This window comes from Legionella londiniensis (genome assembly GCF_001467825.1).
Taxonomy (GTDB): domain Bacteria; phylum Pseudomonadota; class Gammaproteobacteria; order Legionellales; family Legionellaceae; genus Legionella_A; species Legionella_A londiniensis.
Genome location: NZ_LNYK01000002.1, coordinates 23,632 through 39,706 on the forward strand (window position 1 = coordinate 23,632; position 16,075 = coordinate 39,706).

Here is a 16,075-nt window from a genome sequence, read left to right on the forward strand (position 1 = left end):
ATTTGTTATTTATCTTTAGACAGAAACGCTAATCATATAACGCTTCTTCAACCAAGTCCTCTTGCTGCTGTTTATGGAGCTTTGGACTGCCAACCGCAGGCGCCGCAGCAAACCCTCTGCCAGCATAGTAAAGCGATTGATCCTCATGTAAGCAATCTTTAATGTTATGTTGCGATGCAAACCAAACACCCTGGTTTTGCGGTTCTTCCTGGCACCAGATGATGGTTTTAGCTCGAGGAAATTTTGCCAGTTCCTGGGTTAATGCCTTCTTGGGAAAAGGATAAAGCTGCTCGATGCGGACTATGGCAATATGGTTTAGTGCTTCATCACGGCGCTTTTGCAGTAAATCATAGTAAACTTTTCCGCAGCACAACACCACTTTTGTGACCTTGTCGGGATCAAGATCATCAATCTCGGGTATGACATTATAAAAGCCGCCTGAAGTCAAAGACTCCAGCGGTGATACTGCCAGCTTATGGCGAAGTAAACTTTTAGGAGTCATGACGATCAACGGCTTACGGAATTTTCTCAATATTTGCCGGCGTAGAAGATGAAATATCTGCGCAGGTGTGGTAGGGACGCAGACTTGAATATTTTGCTGGGCGCAAAGCTGCATAAACCGCTCAAGGCGGGCTGAAGAATGCTCAGGGCCCTGACCCTCATAACCATGGGGTAAAAACATCACAAGCCCGCATAACCTGCCCCATTTTTGTTCGCCGGAGCTGATGAATTGATCAATAACCACTTGAGCCCCATTGGCAAAATCGCCAAATTGCGCCTCCCATATGACCAGTGAATTAGGTTCGGAGGCGGCAAAACCGTACTCAAATGCAAGCACTGCCTCTTCGGAGAGAACAGAATCAATCACGACAAAGGGACGATGGGGATTGGCAACCACTTTTTCCAGAGGAGTAATCGTTTTACCGGTTTCCGCATCATGCAGGACGGCATGGCGATGGGCAAATGTACCGCGGCTTGAATCCTGGCCGGATAAGCGTACAGCATATCCTTCATGCAATAGCGTGGCATATGCCATGGTTTCCGCATATCCCCAATTTATCGGAATTTCACCTTGCGCCATTTTTTCCCGTTCTTTGAGCAGTTTTTCAACAACAGGATGAGGGGTAAAATCACCTGGCAACGTGTGCAATTGCCTCGACAACTCCCTAAGGGTTTTTTCATCTGCTGTCGTATCAGCCTTATCAGTCCATTTGGCATTGATATAGGGAGTCCAGTCAACAGCCACTTTGCCCTCATAATCTCCCTTGACAGTTTCAACAACGGCTTCTCCCTTGTCCAGCTTGTCACGGTAAGCTTCAACCCACTTATCTACCTGTTCCTCAGTCGTTAACCCGGCAGAAATAAGCGCTTCGGCATAGGTTTCGCGCAAGGGACGCATGGATTTAATTTTTTTATACATTAGGGGCTGAGTAACAGAAGGTTCATCCGCTTCATTATGGCCATGGCGGCGATAACAAACCAGATCAAGGACTACGTCCCGTTTAAATTTCATGCGAAAATCAAAAGCAATACGGGTTGCGAAAAGAACGGCTTCGGGATCATCGCCATTGACATGAATAATGGGCGCCTGCACCATTTTGGCGACGTCCGTGCAATACAGGGTTGAACGCGCGTCCAGTGGATTGCTGGTGGTAAAGCCTATTTGGTTATTGACCACGATATGAACTGTGCCGCCTGTGCAATAGCCGCGCGCCTGAGAAAAATTAAAGGTTTCCATCACAACACCTTGTCCGGCAAATGCAGCATCGCCATGGATAATGACTGGAACAACTGCATCCTTGCGCTCCAAATCATTATGACGGCGCAGGCGGGAGCGCGCTGACCCTTGTACCACAGGATCAATAATTTCAAGATGGGAGGGATTAAATGCCAAAGCCACATGAACAATATTGCCTGAATCGGTGCATAAATCCGATGAGTACCCCAGGTGGTATTTTACATCGCCAGTTCTCTCTGAATTGACGTTTCCTTCAAATTCCTGAAACAGTTGATCAGGTGCTTTTCCAAGCACATTAACCAATACGTTCAAGCGGCCGCGATGAGCCATACCAATAACAATTTCCTTGACTTTTTTTGCGCCTGCCTGGTTTATGATTTCTTTCACCATTGGAACCAGTGAATCGCCTCCCTCCAGTGAAAATCGTTTCTGTCCAACGTAGCGGTTGCCCAGATAGCGTTCCAAGCCATCCGCCGCTATCAACTGTTTAAGAATTTCCAGTTTTTTTTCGTCTTGAAACTGAGGTTTTCCCTGGACTGATTCAAATACATGCTGCAACCATTTGGTTTCTTCATTGTTAGCAATATGCATGTATTCAACGCCAATGCTGCCACAGTATGTTTGCTTTAAGGCCTGGCAGATTTCAGATAAAGTCATTTCCTTTTTAGGAAAGGAGTTGCCTGCAAAAAAGGTTTTATCCAAATCGGCATCGGTTAATTTGTGTGAGGAAAGCTCAAGCGCGGCCACAGGATTGCGCTCAACCATTTGCAAGGGGTCAAGATCTGCCGCTAAATGGCCATACGTACGGTAGGCATTGATGAGATCGGTGACTTCAGCCTGTTTGATCTCCACAGAAACTGTCGGCCTGACCTTTTTATCGGCCGCACTTAGAAAATAATCCCGTATTTCACGATGCGAAACTTCCTTTTTTCCATTCACAGGCGGCAACGATGCAAAAACCTCACGCCAATCCTCTGACACGGACTCGGGATCTTCGAGATAATCTTCATACAGGGCATCAACATAAGCCATACTGCCACCTGAGAGATAGGAATTAGCCCACTCTTTTTGCAGATTACTGCTGGTCATTCGGTTTCTCCACAAAAAAATCATACCTGAATCAGGTAAATTCATCATTGCTTGCGGCAAATTTCGTAGCTGCCCAAGCTGTTTCTTACGCGCGCATACAGGACAAATCAGAAAAAATTAGGTTTCCTGCTTTAGCATTTGCAAGCGAATTTCAGCTATCGCTTTGGTCGGGTTTAACCCTTTAGGACAAACGTTGGTACAATTCATGATAGTACGGCACCGGAACACGCTGAAAGGATCTTGTAATTTACCCAGCCGATGCATGGTTGCCGTATCACGGCTGTCCGCTAAAAAACGCCGGGCCTGCAAAAGCCCTGCCGGCCCTACGAATTTTTCCGGATTCCACCAATATGAAGGACATGAACTTGTACAGCAAGCACATAAAATGCATTCATAAAGGCCGTCAAGCTTCGCCCTCTCTTCCGGGGATTGCAGAAACTCACGGGCAGGCACCGTACCATCATGCTGCAGATAGGGTTCAATGCGCTCATATTGTTGATAAAACTGCGTCATGTCGACAACCAGATCCCGCACGACGGGAAAACCAGGCAACGGACGGATAACAATTTTATCTGTATTAAGCTTTGAAACATGGGTAATGCATGCCAGGGCATTGGTGCCATTTATATTCATGCCATCTGAACCGCAAACGCCCTCACGGCAGGATCGGCGGAAAGCAAGGGTTGCATCTTGTTCAGATTTTAACCGCTCAAGCAAGGTCAACAGCATGGGATCGCTTTTGCTCGGAATACTTATTTCATAATCTTTCATGTAAGGCTTGTCATCGACCTCAGGATTATACCGGTAAACCGACAGCGTCAGACTTCGTGTTTCAGCCATTTTGTATCCTCATTAATAAACGCGTTCTTTGGGCTCAAATGCCTCAACAAATTTGGGCGATGTGTTGACTGGGCGGTAATCCATACGATCGCCTTCAGCGAAATACAGGGTATGTTTAATCCAGTTTGCATCATCTCGTTTAGGATAATCTTCACGACTGTGAGCCCCGCGGCTTTCTTTACGTTCCAGCGCAGATTTTGCTGTAGCATAGGCTGTAGCCATCAAATTATCGAGTTCCAGAGCAGAAATTCGTTCCGTATTAAATACAGCGCTTTTATCAAGAAGCTTAGCGTGCGATAACCGCTCGCGCAGCTCCTGCAATCGTTCGAGTCCTTTTTCCATAAACTCACCCTTGCGGAATACGCCAAAATCTTCCTGCATAACCCGCTGCATTTCTGCCTTGATTTCCGCAGGACTTTCACCATCGGTTGAATTTTCCCAACGATGATAACGAACAAGGGAAGCCGCAATGTCATCTTCCGTTACGTAAGACATTTCAGGCATTTGATTGGATTGCCACAATTGCTCAACATGCAATCCCGCAGCACGACCAAATACAACCAAATCCAGTAAGGAGTTGCCGCCAAGCCGGTTGGCGCCATGTACGGAAACACAAGCGCATTCCCCAACAGCATATAAGCCTTCTACCACGCGTTCCTGGTTTTTTTCTTTGGTGAGCACCTGTCCATGGATGTTGGTAGGAATCCCACCCATGCTGTAATGGCAGGTAGGTACAACCGGGATAGGCTCATGAATGGGATCTACGCCTGCAAACTGCAATGATAACTCGCGTATGCCGGGAAGCCTTGATTTGATTAGGTCGGCTCCCAAGTGATCGAGCTTGAGTTTGACATAATCCACGCCATTCGGATCAAACCCCCTGCCTTCGCGCAACTCAAGAGCAATAGCGCGCGAAACCACATCGCGCGACGCCAGATCCTTTGCATGCGGCGCATAACGCTCCATAAAGCGCTCGCCATCCTTATTAATCAGGTAACCGCCTTCGCCTCGGCAACCTTCCGTCACTAAAGTTCCAGCCCCGGCAATGCCTGTGGGATGAAATTGCCACATTTCCATATCCTGCAAGGGAATGCCCGCGCGCAATGCCATGCCGAATCCGTCGCCAGTATTAATATAAGCGTTGGTGGTAGATTGATAAATCCGGCCTGCGCCACCTGTGGCAAAAATGCAAATGCGGCTTTGAAAAAATACCAGCTCTCCAGTTTCAATGCATAAAGCAGTGACGCCAGCTATATGGCCTTTTGCGTCTTTGACCAGATCCAGAGCAAACCACTCGCTGAATACATGAGTTTTAGCCTTTAAATTTTGCTGATACAAGGTATGCAGCAATGCGTGTCCCGTGCGGTCAGCCGCTGCACACGTGCGGGTTGCCTGTTCCCCGCCAAAATTCTTGGACTGCCCCCCAAACGGGCGCTGATAAATTTTACCGTTATCCATGCGCGAGAAAGGCAGCCCCATGTGCTCAAGCTCATATACAACTTCAGGGCCTGCTTTACACATGTATTCAATACAGTCCTGATCGCCGATGTAATCAGCTCCTTTCACCGTATCGTACATATGCCAGCGCCAATCATCATCGTCGGCATTGCCTAAAGCGGAAGTGATGCCGCCCTGGGCCGAGACAGTATGAGACCGGGTAGGAAAGACTTTAGACAAAAGGGCAACTTTCATACCTGAATTTGCCAATTGCAGGGCAGCGCGCATTCCCGCACCGCCTGCGCCAATAATTACTGCATCAAATTTGTTGCGTACAAAAGCCATTATCATTGTCCCCAAAAAATCATTATGCCCCATATGAATTGACTGAGCAGAAACAAAAGGACTAAAAACTGCACAGAAATGCGAATTGCGGTGCATTTAATATAATCTGTGGTGACTGTCCAAATCCCCACCCATGAATGCAATACGAAGGAAAGCAATGCAATGACACTGGCGATGCGAAACCAGCTTGCATCAAATAGCGAGCGCCACTGGTTATATTCAAGTTGCGGATGAGAAAACAAAAAGCCAAATAAAAACAGTATATAAACGGCAAAATAAATTGCAGTAACCCGCTGAATCAACCAGTCCCTCAATCCGTTTCCGGTCAAGCTTGTGACATTTGTTACCATATCCAAATTCCTAGAAAGATTGCCAAGACAAGAGCGAGGACAATGACAAAAACAGCGCTCATCCGACCTGCTTTAAGCTCTTCACCAAATCCAATATCCATTATCAAATGTCGGGTGCCAGCCAAAAGATGATAAGCTGCGGCCGCAGAAAAAGCCCAAAATAGCAATTTGCAAAAAGGATTTGCAAGCCAAGCTTTTACTTCTTGAAATGCCGCTTCAGAATGCAAAGACCAACTTAAAAAATAAAGCAAAGCAGGAAACAAGATAAATAAGATGACCCCTGATACCCGGTGCAAAATCGACGCGATTGCCATGGGAGGGTATTTTAAGCTTGTTAAATCAAGATTTACCGGTCTTTGACGATTCACAGAATGTTTATCCTTCATTAAAGTTATTAATCGGTTCAATTCATGCCGGCAATGAATTGTTTAAACAAGGTACTCATTGCCGGGATGCTCCAAAATATTTAAAAACAGCAAAACCTCCTGGAATTAAAGCAAATGAGTCCCGACGATTTATTCATTGCCTTCAATTTCAAGAGGTGTTTAATCAAGCATTCGTGAAAAAAACAGTGCAAGTATACCACTCTGTTTTTTCCACGCAAAGTTTAAACAGAAAAGAACCTCTATATGCTATTCGAATACAATTTTTATTGCTGAGATAAAATTGCAGCAGACTGGATTGCAGCCTAAAATCTTCTGCACTGTTCATATAAATAAGCACGAATGGACAATAGAAAAAGCCGCTTTATCCTGTTCTATTATTACGGGGCTGTGCTCTATGATGCGCTGATTCTTTGCGCCTTGTTTTTTGTCATCACCGGGTTTTGCCTGATTTTAAGGCATGGCGCAACCATTCTGCCAGGCACACGCTGGTTTCAAATCTTACTCTCGGGGGCGGCGTATCTTTATTATGCGCTCTCTTACAGGCATGGCGGACAAACCATCGGCATGCGCGCATGGGGCCTTAAGCTTATCCCCCATGCGGCTCCTATCTCTCAAAAACAAATTTTAAAGCGTATCCTGCTTGCTGTGCCTGTTTTAGTTTTAGGTTTGGGCACCCTGAAAAATCCGCTTGAATTGCTTAATAAATATACAAAATGCGATGTGGTTATTTTGTAGTTTTTACGCCCGAGGTCGTGCTCGGCGCATGTCGGTAGCGATCGCGGGGCGCTTCGGGCGGATAGCCAAATCCTTTATCGGCAAGGCGTTTTACAGTCTGCAAATAGCGCTCTCCCCATACGCCGGGATCAAAATTGGTGACCACCACGTTATAGCTGAGATTAATGATTGATTCAAAAGCCTTGCGCTGAGATAATTCATGGCCGCCAAATGCAACCTGGACTTCAGTTTCAGTGTCTATGCCGCCTGATTTCAGACGCTCCACCAGCAAAAAAATCATTTTTTCAATGGTATAATAGAGCTTGCACATAGACATACCGGCTTTATACATATCCTGCGCTTTTGAAGTTGTGAGTTTATACCCATGATCATATATGGGATAAACAAACTCCATCTCGTCACTTTCTTCAACGCGCCCAGGAGGAATCAGTAGGGGAGGATAAACGGTGTCGATGGTTGGGCTCACGACAAATAACTGAAAATCGGCCCAGTTCCGCCATAAATGATAAACCCGTTCTATCAGGGTGACCGGATCAAACTCCTCTTCCAGAAGGAGCCTTTGTTCTTCATTGATTTGATAATCAGTACGCTCTGAATCTGTCATTTGCCAATCAGTATAATCCATCTTGATAATATAATCTTAGCTTATATTCCCGGTTGTGACACGAAGTAAGTGCCGTTTTCTTGAAACTATTTCTTATTAAGAGGGAGATCCAGCGGATACTTCCCAATAAACTCATAAAAAATCAGGGTTTCCAAACGACAACCAAAGCAATTTGCCTTGCAGCCGGCGCTTGTTCCCGAGCAGCGAATCAGCCCCCTGTTTTCCCATATCTCAAGCATGGGCAGTAAAGCTTGTTCCTCGATGGAGAATTCGCGGGCGATTTGTTGAGTGCTCGCTACGTGTTCACGCCGGATAAAATCAAGTATTTGCAGCAACATATTGTGAACCTCGTGCAGGTTTTGTGACTGTCCAAATACACAATATCGCCATGGCGATAACAAAAAGCATTGCAGCTATCCATAGCAGCGCTGTATAGGGATTGCGAATCAAAGTGGCTGACTGGTAAAAAATTACGGATACAGAATAGGCCATGAGCACTGACCAGGCAATAGAAAACCACATCAGCTTGCGGCTTGCTTCCTGACGGATTGCTGCCATGGTCGAAACACAGGGAATATACAGCAAAATAAAGAGCAAATAGGCATAGGCTCCCGCCTTGCCGTCAAAACGCTGATACATGGTGCCATATACTGAATGAGAGACAGTATCATCAGGCATGCTGGCAAGAAAAGGGTTCCAGAATGCGCTGCCAATCTTGAAGAGATTTTGTGGAATAGAAAAAAATGCGTCGCTCAGGGAGCCCCATAAAGAAAATGCAGCAACAGACGTTTCCGCAAAGTTGCCCGCCTGGGCATAGAGTGTATTTAATGAGCCGACAACCACTTCTTTGGCAAATATGCCAGTCAGCAATCCAACCGTTGCAGGCCAGTTATCTGGATGAATGCCCATGGGTGAAAATAGCGGAGTTAAGGCCTGGCCAATCCAGGACAAGACAGACTCATCGCTCGCATTAGCGCCGTTTAACCCACCATGCACAGTTAATGTATTTAATCCCCCAAGCAGTATACAAACCGGGATAATCACTTTGCCGGCACGAATAACAAAAAAGCGCAGGCGCAACATGGTTTCCTTAAGCAGCCTTCGTAAGGTGGGCCTGTGATAGGCAGGCAGCTCGATAATCAGCGGCGCTGCCTCTCCGCGAAAAAGTGTTTTCTGCAATAACCAGCCTGTCGCTACGGCCATGAGAACACCGATGAGGTATAATGAAAAGACAATGTTTTGTCCGCCGGTCGGGAAAAAGGCGGCTACAAAAACAGCATAAATTGCAAGCCTCGCGCTACAGGACATAAATGGGCTCATCAGCACCGTCAAAAGCCTGTCGCGCTCTGAGTCCAGGATTCTTGCTGCCATGATAGCAGGAACATTGCAGCCGAATCCTACAATCATTGGCACAAAAGATTTGCCAGGGAGCCCCAAAAAACGCATGATCTTATCCATGACAAAAGCAGCACGCGCCATATATCCCGATATTTCCAGGAAAGAGAGGAAAAAATACATGGCAGCAAGTACCGGGATAAAAGTGCAAGTCGTATTGATCCCCTTCCCTACGCCGTAAGCCAAAAATGCGATCAGCCAGTCCGGGCAGGATAGCCGATGCAAACCATACGCAGCCCCCTGCACAAACACCGCATCCGTTGCAAGATCAAAAAAATCCTGAAATGCGCCGCCGATATTAATTGCAAAGAGAAACATGCCATACATGATGGCAAAAAAAATCGGCAAAGCCCAAAAGCGGTGGAGGAGGATACGATCAATTTTTGCGGTCAGCCGCTCTTTGATGTCCGAATGTTTCCTCTGAACCCCTGATACGATGGTGTGCACCGCCTGATAGCGGGCATCGGCCATCAAGACATCGCCATGGTCTATGCTGATTGCTTTATTTTTCCCGCCAAAGAGCAAGGTATCCCCTTCAAGAATCCTGCAGGCGATATAATGCGCCTGAGCAGGCTCGTGCCCGGAAACAAGAGCGGCCTCAAGAGATGCCAAAGCCGCGCTGAGCAAGGCAGGAAGCGGTAAGGCAAGCGGTTTTGGACAGGCATGACGTTTCACAATCGCCTGACGCAAATCATTAAGACCGATTTCCCGATTTGCCTGCAATTCCACCACCGGGCTATGCAAATATTGCGCTAATTGGTTTGAATTGATCTCAATGCCTTCCTGCAGGGCAAGATCAGTCATATTCAACGCAACGACGACGGGCTTGCCTAACTCCAGCAATTGGCTGGTCAAATATAAATGGCGCTCCAAATGACAAGCATCCACCACATTGACGACAAGATCAAAATCCAGCCTGGCCACCGCCTCTGCAGAAATTTTTTCATCCAGACTCGAACCTGCACTTGTTGTGACCAAACTATAAATACCGGGCAAGTCAGTGATTTTTATCTGTTCATCATTATGAAAGAAAAATCCTTCCTTTTTTTCAACCGTAACCCCGGGCCAGTTGCCCACGCGTTGATTATCGCCGGTGAGGGCATTAAAGAGAGTGGTTTTTCCGCAGTTTGGGTTGCCGACCAGAAGGATATGCTTCATAACCTCTCCCAATGCAAGTGGCAGGCTTCTTCCTTGCGCAAGGCAATCATAGTGCCCCTGACTTCCACCAATACAGGGCAGCCTAATGGCGCAACCTTAAGCACAAGCATTTCAACGCCTCTGGTTATGCCCAATGATAAAAGCCGACGGCGGTAACTGTCTCCTGTTTGACCGAAATCAACAAGTCGGAGCCTGTCTCCGCACATGAATTCTGTGATTTTTACCATATCTGCGTGAGCCATAAAAAAATCCAGTGTACCATAAATGATATCGAGAATCATTCTCAATTAACAGCATGTCCAAGCCAAAATCATACGTTGCCTGCGTGGAAATGAGGCATTTTAAGCGCTTTAGCAAGGCATTATTGCGCAAAATGACACGATATTGTCCTGACAACATGGAGAAAGGGTACGCATTATTCTTTTTCACGAGCTTTTTTGCCGCAGCCTGCCAGGTAATCTTGGGACTGCATTTCATGCAAGCGGCTTATCGTGCGTTGAAAAGGCTTATGCAGCCGCCCTTGAGGATAAAGCCCTTCAGCCGGGGCTGCTGCAGAAAAAATAACCTTGACACCCTTGTCATACATGACATCAATAAAATGCATAAACAAAATTACCTTTGCCATATCATCAGGCTCCAATACAGGTATGTCACTTAAGAATACCGTTTTGAATCGCTCGGCAATCTCCAGGTAATCAAGTTGGCTGCGGGGCACTGTACAAAGTTCAGCGAAGCGGAACCACACCGCTTCCCTGCCGAGCCTGACAGAGCGGATACTTCGACCTTGTATTGTGAGCGCGACTCCCTCCTGGTACTCTTGCGCCACTTTGTGAAACAGCTTGCCTATCGCCGCATCTGTTGCTTCATTCAGGGGGTAAAAATAAGTTTCTAAATCCTGCTCCCGACCCCTGCGATAATCGCGGCTATCCGTTAAACACAATACATCGCAATGGGTTTTAATCAACTCGATTGCAGGTAAAAAACGCACTCTTTGCAACCCGTTGAGATACAGTTCATCAGGTTTGGTATTGGATGTGGCCAGCAAAACGATATCGTGGGCAAACAGATTATCCAGTAACGTCGCAAGTATCATGGCATCGGCAATATCATGCACCATAAATTCATCAAGACAAAGCAAGCGGGTTGACTTGGCCATATCTGCCGCGATATAGCGCAGGGGATCTTTTTTTCCCTGCAAACGGCGCAAGCTGCTATCTATCTGTTGCATAAACTGATGAAAATGGACTCTTTTTTTATAGGGAATCGGGAGCGCCTGATAGAGCAAATCTACAAGATAGGTTTTGCCCACCCCCACTGGTCCGTATAGATAGATACCTTTGCAAGACTGTTTTTGCCCACGGCGAAGCCAGGTTTTTCGCTGCCCGGATAAAGCATCAACAATACGTTGAAGATGAGGCAGCATCTGCCTTTGCGCCAAGGAATCCTGAATTTCGCCTCGCTGGAGCGCATCGAGGTAGAGCTTATCCAAACTCATGAAAAACATCCTGAGCGCGCATGGCTTCCAACAAGCGGTCTTTAAGTTCTATGAGCTTTCCATGAAAAAAATGCCCAGTATCAGCAAAACGAAGCAAAGTCACTGGCTCGTTCAGGGTTTGAGTGAACTCAAGAACCAGGTCAAGCGGCACTACCTCATCCTCATCCCCCTGCGCCACGATCCACGGGGCAGGCTGAATGTTAAATTCATGGTAGTCATAATGATGAACAGGCGGCGCTATGGTAATCAGCAGCTCATGAGGGCATTGGGCCGCTGCGCGATAGGCCACATAGGAGCCAAAAGAAAATCCGGCAAAAATAAAACGCACACCGGGGAGTACAGTCAGGAATTGGGAGGCAAGGCATAACATGTCTTCACTTTCGCCAATGCCCGCATCATATTTGCCGGCAGATTCGCCCACTCCACGAAAGTTAAATCGCAAGCTCGGGATGGCCTGCGCCTTAAACGTTCTTGCAAGCGTAGTCACCACCTTATTATCCATGGTTCCGCCTTGCAGGGAATGGGGATGCCCAAGCAGCGCGAGGTAACGCAAGTCAGCTTTTTCAGGAATCGTTAAAGCTGCCTCCAATTGACCTTTGCTGCCCTCAAGCCGCAATAGGTGTTCTCCAGAAATATTAAGTTTTTCGCTGATTGACATCATAGGCATGTAACATAAAAGCAATATGAAAAATTATAACGCATATTGCATTTTAATGCCTGTGCTTTATGATACAAGCCGACTGACGATGCATCGACTTTTTTCAAAGCGGTGACCTATGCGAGGTTCAAATGAAAATTCATGATTTTAAACGTAAAAAGGAGCAGCAGGCCAAAATCAGCATGGTAACCTGCTATGATTACCCTTCCGCCCTGATTGTTGCTGAATCAGATATTGACTGTGTTTTGGTTGGCGATTCTGTTGCAATGGTCGTGCATGGCCATGACAGCACAGTCATGGCCACGATGGAAATGATGGTCATGCATACTGCTGCTGTTGCGCGCGGGCTCAGCACTCAATTTCTCATCAGCGATCTTCCTTTTTTAAGCCATCGTGCTTCTCAGGCCGCAACCGTTGAACATGTAAAACAATTAATTCAGGCGGGAGCGCATGGAGTCAAAATTGAAGGCGCGGACTCTGATGTATACCAAACGATTGCTCACCTGGTTTCATCCGGTGTTCCTGTGATGGGACATATTGGGCTTACCCCCCAACATATTCACCAATTAGGCGGTTATCGCGTACAGGGCAAGCACCAGGAACAAGCGGCCGCGTTGTTGCACCAGGCTAAAAACCTTGAGAAAGCCGGCTGCTTTGCGCTTGTTATCGAATGTGTTCCTGAAACAGTGGCAAAAGAGATTACAGATGCGCTCACGATTCCAACAATTGGCATAGGCGCAGGTATGGGCACAGATGGCCAGGTTTTGGTCTGGCATGATTTGCTTGGCCTGCAGTCGCAAATTAAGCCGCGCTTTGTCAAACAATTCATCCCTGGCAAAGATTTGCTTCTAAAAGGGATTAACGAGTACGCCAAAGAGGTGCAAAAAGCAAGTTTTCCAGGTCCTGAGCACGTATTTTAATTGAGGATAAATAATGAAAATCATTCAAGATGTTGGGGAGTGGCGGCATATTCGCCAGGAACTGCCTCATACCGCAACATTAGGCTTTGTCCCCACCATGGGTAATCTTCATCCAGGCCATGCCTCATTGGTTGTCTCTTCCAGACAGGAAAATGATTTAACGGCAGTGAGTATTTTTGTAAACCCAACCCAGTTCAACAATGCGGACGACTTTAATCATTATCCAAGAACCTTAACTGAAGATATCGAATTACTGATCCAAAACGGCGTTGATTTTTGCCTAATCCCAGATGAAAAAGCCCTATATCCTGAGGGATATCGTTTTCAAATTCAGGAAACCTTGTTCAGCAATCAAATGGAAGGACAGCATCGGCCTGGGCATTTTTGCGGAGTGTTCACGGTTGTGATGAAATTGTTGAATCTAATCAAGCCAAGCCGAGCTTATTTTGGTGAAAAGGATTATCAGCAATATTGCCTGATTCGCGATATGGCAAACGATTTCTTTATGGATATTGAAATCAAATCCTGTCCCACCATACGTGAGCCCTCAGGACTTGCCTTTAGTTCACGAAATAACCGACTGGACTTTTGGGAAAAAAAACTGGCTGTCCAGTTCGCCCAAATTTTTCAACAGGGAAAGTCGACCGAAGACATCATTTCAGCGCTTCGCCAATTAAATATCGAAATTGATTATGTCAAAGAATATCAAAAGAGACGATTTGCAGCGGTGAAGATTGGCAATGTGCGCCTCATCGATAACTATGCATTGGCCGATGAGGAAAGCACAAGCGGCGATAATTAGCCTTAAACATTCATTGTCTTGATTCGCCGATACCGTTTAACGCTTGCAGGAAATTTTAAAAATCATCCAGCGCCTCGAGATTTACTCGTGATGAAGAGCGGCTAATGTGGCGGCAATAATTGCTGCCTTATGCTGGGGAAGTGATTTATTGGAATAATTTAACCATTCAGGATGCGCAGCAAGCAATCCTGTATGTAAGGTGCCTCGCTGCAGCTCTTCAGACTTAAGCATTTCAATATAAAAAGGGATAGTGGTTTTGACGCCAAAAAGACGCATTTCCATGAGCGCCCTCTTCGCCCGTTGCAAAACTGCTGGCCAATCCAAAGCCCATACAGTCAATTTTGCGCATAATGAATCATAATCAGGGGGGATGGTATAGCCTGTATAAATTGCGCTATCGGTTCTAACGCCTGGGCCTCCTGGCGCATAGTAGCGGGTAATGCGCCCAAAACTGGGTAAAAAATCATTTTGCGGATCTTCAGCATTGATACGAAATTCAATGGCATAACCGCGTTGAAGGACTTCGTTTTGAGTCATGCTGAGCTGATGGCCCGCAGCTATGCGGATTTGTTCCTGAACAATATCCATCCCGGTGATTTGTTCGGTAATGGGATGCTCAACCTGCAAGCGGGTGTTCATCTCCAGAAAATAAATATTATTTTTTTCATCGAGAATAAACTCTACAGTACCTGCGTTAGTATATGAAACGCTTTTTGCGGCTTGAATGGCATAGCGATAAAGCTTTTGCCTGATTTCACCATCAAGGTTTGGCGCGGGCGCAACTTCCACCATTTTTTGATGGCGCCGCTGGATTGAACAGTCACGCTCAAAAAGATGGATGACATTTCCATGAGCATCGGCAAGAATTTGCACCTCAATATGGCGCGGGTTATGGATGAACTTTTCCAGATAAACATGGGTATCACCAAATGCCTTCTGAGCTTCTGACTGAACCCGTTCATACTGTTGGCGAATTTCGTCAGCGCTATGGCAAACGCGCACACCGCGACCGCCGCCGCCAAAAGTTGCCTTTAACATCACAGGATAGCCAAGGGCTTGGGCAACCTGGACTGCTTCATCCGTATCATTCAAATTACCATCGCTTCCAGGTATGATGGGCAACCCGGCTTTGGCCATGGCTTCCCGGGCAGCCACCTTGGATCCCATCGTGGCGATCACAGAGGATTCAGGGCCAATAAAAACAATTCCTGTCCTCTCACAAAAGGCTGCAAGCGCTGGATTCTCTGAGAGAAATCCATATCCTGGATGAATAGCATCACAGCCCGTTGCAGTTGCACATTCAACAATGCGCGAGATATTTAAATAAGCATCCATTGCTTTCTTGCTCAGGCAATGAGCGTGTGTCGCGCGCTTCACATGCAAGGCATAACGATCCGCTTCGCTGTAAATGGCTACAGTTTCAATTTCCATTTCCTGACAGGCACGAATAATTCTTAAAGCAATTTCGCCACGATTACAAATGAGAATTTTCCTAAACATTGACTCTCCCTGAGCAAAGCTCACCGCTTAGAGGGCTGTTGCCCGTACCCATGTTTCTCTGGCAAGCGTTAATTGGTGCTCCAGTTGCCCTATTTCAGCCTGCAAACTCAGTATTGACTGGGAATCTCCTCTTTTTTTGAGTTCGGATAGCCGCAACGACAACGCCTCACGCTGCTCATTTAAAGCGGTAATTTCCTGATTCAGATTCGTTAACCACTGCTGCCTCGTTGTGATTGCATCCATTGCCTGTGTTTTTTCTTCAGGCCCTCTCTTGCCCAGAGCCTGGATGTGATATACATGCACTAAAAAATCAATTTTTTGTCGAATGCGTTTGGCCAGGAATTCCAGAATCTTGCCCTGGCTCTTTTTTTTAAGCTGCTGCAAATCCACTTTAATTTCCTGAATACAAGCCCTGGCATTCAATTCCTGAGTTAGCCGGAAAAGCCCCTGAGGAACAGCCTCCTCATCAATAACAATACCCGAATGGCTTATTTTCCATTCAAGCTCTGGCAAACGGGCGGCTAATTGCGCCAATGTTTCTTCTAACTCATGCATTTAAACTTCAACCAGCAACAGTGATAAAAAGAAGATGTTTTCTTACTCATTTTTGCCTTTGACAGGTT

Annotated in this window: 16 protein-coding genes; 3 read left to right on the forward strand and 13 right to left on the reverse strand. The window is 46.4% G+C overall.

Going from position 1 to position 16,075, the window contains the following annotated elements:
* Positions 1 to 28: 28 nt before the first annotated feature.
* The 5 genes from Llon_RS01375 to sdhC all read right to left on the reverse strand — a co-directional run bounded on the left by Llon_RS01375 (position 29) and on the right by sdhC (position 6,167).
* Entirely contained in the window at positions 29 to 2,827 is a 2,799-nt protein-coding gene (locus Llon_RS01375; protein ID WP_058528285.1) for a 2-oxoglutarate dehydrogenase E1 component, read from the reverse strand.
* 117 nt (positions 2,828 to 2,944) lie between these two features.
* On the reverse strand, positions 2,945 to 3,667 hold the full coding sequence (locus Llon_RS01380; RefSeq protein ID WP_058528286.1) for a succinate dehydrogenase iron-sulfur subunit: 723 nt from the start codon (positions 3,665 to 3,667) through the stop codon (positions 2,945 to 2,947).
* A 12-nt stretch (positions 3,668 to 3,679) separates the two neighbouring features.
* Positions 3,680 to 5,449: a succinate dehydrogenase flavoprotein subunit gene (gene sdhA / locus Llon_RS01385; RefSeq protein ID WP_058528287.1), complete on the reverse strand. Its 1,770-nt coding sequence runs from the start codon at positions 5,447 to 5,449 to the stop codon at positions 3,680 to 3,682.
* Between the two features lie 2 nt (positions 5,450 to 5,451).
* Entirely contained in the window at positions 5,452 to 5,799 is a 348-nt protein-coding gene (sdhD, locus tag Llon_RS01390; RefSeq protein ID WP_058528288.1) for a succinate dehydrogenase, hydrophobic membrane anchor protein, read from the reverse strand.
* A complete protein-coding gene (gene sdhC, locus Llon_RS01395; protein WP_058528326.1) occupies positions 5,793 to 6,167 on the reverse strand; it encodes a succinate dehydrogenase, cytochrome b556 subunit in 375 nt (124 codons plus the stop codon). Before sdhC ends, sdhD begins: the two co-directional genes overlap by 7 nt.
* Positions 6,168 to 6,524: 357 nt before the next feature.
* On the opposite strand from sdhC, the gene Llon_RS01400 reads away from it, so the two are divergent.
* The gene (locus tag Llon_RS01400; protein ID WP_058528289.1) at positions 6,525 to 6,920 is read left to right on the forward strand and encodes an RDD family protein; all 396 of its coding nucleotides are present in this window, start codon (positions 6,525 to 6,527) and stop codon (positions 6,918 to 6,920) included.
* Here Llon_RS01400 and Llon_RS01405 read toward each other — a convergent pair.
* The 6 genes from Llon_RS01405 to Llon_RS01430 form a co-directional block, all read right to left on the reverse strand.
* Positions 6,910 to 7,524: a hypothetical protein gene (locus Llon_RS01405; RefSeq protein WP_058528327.1), complete on the reverse strand. Its 615-nt coding sequence runs from the start codon at positions 7,522 to 7,524 to the stop codon at positions 6,910 to 6,912. The genes Llon_RS01400 and Llon_RS01405 overlap by 11 nt on opposite strands.
* 86 nt (positions 7,525 to 7,610) lie before the next feature.
* A complete protein-coding gene (locus tag Llon_RS01410; protein ID WP_065238255.1) occupies positions 7,611 to 7,862 on the reverse strand; it encodes a FeoC-like transcriptional regulator in 252 nt (83 codons plus the stop codon).
* Positions 7,843 to 10,077 carry a Fe(2+) transporter permease subunit FeoB gene (feoB, locus tag Llon_RS01415; RefSeq protein ID WP_058528290.1) on the reverse strand — a complete coding sequence of 745 codons (2,235 nt, stop codon included), beginning with the start codon at positions 10,075 to 10,077 and terminating at the stop codon, positions 7,843 to 7,845. Before feoB ends, Llon_RS01410 begins: the two co-directional genes overlap by 20 nt.
* A complete protein-coding gene (locus Llon_RS01420; RefSeq protein WP_058528328.1) occupies positions 10,074 to 10,304 on the reverse strand; it encodes a FeoA family protein in 231 nt (76 codons plus the stop codon). The genes feoB and Llon_RS01420 overlap by 4 nt, the downstream gene beginning before the upstream one ends.
* A 188-nt stretch (positions 10,305 to 10,492) precedes the next feature.
* Positions 10,493 to 11,572, reverse strand: a complete 1,080-nt coding sequence (zapE, locus tag Llon_RS01425) for a cell division protein ZapE (RefSeq protein ID WP_058528291.1) — start codon at positions 11,570 to 11,572, stop codon at positions 10,493 to 10,495.
* Positions 11,559 to 12,230, reverse strand: coding sequence for an alpha/beta hydrolase (locus Llon_RS01430; protein WP_058528292.1), 672 nt, complete (start codon positions 12,228 to 12,230; stop codon positions 11,559 to 11,561). Before Llon_RS01430 ends, zapE begins: the two co-directional genes overlap by 14 nt.
* Before the next feature lie 131 nt (positions 12,231 to 12,361).
* On the opposite strand from Llon_RS01430, the gene panB reads away from it, so the two are divergent.
* The gene (gene panB / locus Llon_RS01435; RefSeq protein WP_058528293.1) at positions 12,362 to 13,150 is read left to right on the forward strand and encodes a 3-methyl-2-oxobutanoate hydroxymethyltransferase; all 789 of its coding nucleotides are present in this window, start codon (positions 12,362 to 12,364) and stop codon (positions 13,148 to 13,150) included.
* Between the two features lie 13 nt (positions 13,151 to 13,163).
* Complete coding sequence (gene panC, locus Llon_RS01440) at positions 13,164 to 13,952, forward strand: pantoate--beta-alanine ligase (protein WP_058528294.1); 789 nt, start codon at positions 13,164 to 13,166, stop codon at positions 13,950 to 13,952.
* Between the two features lie 81 nt (positions 13,953 to 14,033).
* On the opposite strand, the gene Llon_RS01445 is transcribed toward panC, so the two are convergent.
* Both Llon_RS01445 and Llon_RS01450 read right to left on the reverse strand, forming a co-directional pair.
* The gene (locus tag Llon_RS01445; RefSeq protein ID WP_058528295.1) at positions 14,034 to 15,452 is read right to left on the reverse strand and encodes an acetyl-CoA carboxylase biotin carboxylase subunit; all 1,419 of its coding nucleotides are present in this window, start codon (positions 15,450 to 15,452) and stop codon (positions 14,034 to 14,036) included.
* Between the two features lie 27 nt (positions 15,453 to 15,479).
* Positions 15,480 to 16,007, reverse strand: coding sequence for a primosomal replication protein (locus Llon_RS01450; RefSeq protein ID WP_058528296.1), 528 nt, complete (start codon positions 16,005 to 16,007; stop codon positions 15,480 to 15,482).
* Positions 16,008 to 16,075 lie beyond the last annotated feature (68 nt).

Excerpts from the sequence above, each read along its gene's own strand:
- Llon_RS01400 (WP_058528289.1), top strand. The coding sequence starts at position 6,525 with ATGGACAATAGAAAAAGCCGCTTTATCCTGTTCTATTATTACGGGGCT.
- sdhA (WP_058528287.1), bottom strand. The coding sequence starts at position 5,449 with ATGGCTTTTGTACGCAACAAATTTGATGCAGTAATTATTGGCGCAGGC.
- zapE (WP_058528291.1), bottom strand. The coding sequence starts at position 11,572 with ATGAGTTTGGATAAGCTCTACCTCGATGCGCTCCAGCGAGGCGAAATT.
- Llon_RS01430 (WP_058528292.1), bottom strand. The coding sequence starts at position 12,230 with ATGTCAATCAGCGAAAAACTTAATATTTCTGGAGAACACCTATTGCGG.
- Llon_RS01445 (WP_058528295.1), bottom strand. The coding sequence starts at position 15,452 with ATGTTTAGGAAAATTCTCATTTGTAATCGTGGCGAAATTGCTTTAAGA.
- panC (WP_058528294.1), top strand. The coding sequence starts at position 13,164 with ATGAAAATCATTCAAGATGTTGGGGAGTGGCGGCATATTCGCCAGGAA.
- feoB (WP_058528290.1), bottom strand. The coding sequence starts at position 10,077 with ATGAAGCATATCCTTCTGGTCGGCAACCCAAACTGCGGAAAAACCACT.
- Llon_RS01410 (WP_065238255.1), bottom strand. The coding sequence starts at position 7,862 with ATGTTGCTGCAAATACTTGATTTTATCCGGCGTGAACACGTAGCGAGC.
- Llon_RS01380 (WP_058528286.1), bottom strand. The coding sequence starts at position 3,667 with ATGGCTGAAACACGAAGTCTGACGCTGTCGGTTTACCGGTATAATCCT.
- Llon_RS01450 (WP_058528296.1), bottom strand. The coding sequence starts at position 16,007 with ATGCATGAGTTAGAAGAAACATTGGCGCAATTAGCCGCCCGTTTGCCA.
- panB (WP_058528293.1), top strand. The coding sequence starts at position 12,362 with ATGAAAATTCATGATTTTAAACGTAAAAAGGAGCAGCAGGCCAAAATC.
- Llon_RS01420 (WP_058528328.1), bottom strand. The coding sequence starts at position 10,304 with ATGGTAAAAATCACAGAATTCATGTGCGGAGACAGGCTCCGACTTGTT.
- sdhD (WP_058528288.1), bottom strand. The coding sequence starts at position 5,799 with ATGGTAACAAATGTCACAAGCTTGACCGGAAACGGATTGAGGGACTGG.
- Llon_RS01405 (WP_058528327.1), bottom strand. The coding sequence starts at position 7,524 with ATGACAGATTCAGAGCGTACTGATTATCAAATCAATGAAGAACAAAGG.
- Llon_RS01375 (WP_058528285.1), bottom strand. The coding sequence starts at position 2,827 with ATGACCAGCAGTAATCTGCAAAAAGAGTGGGCTAATTCCTATCTCTCA.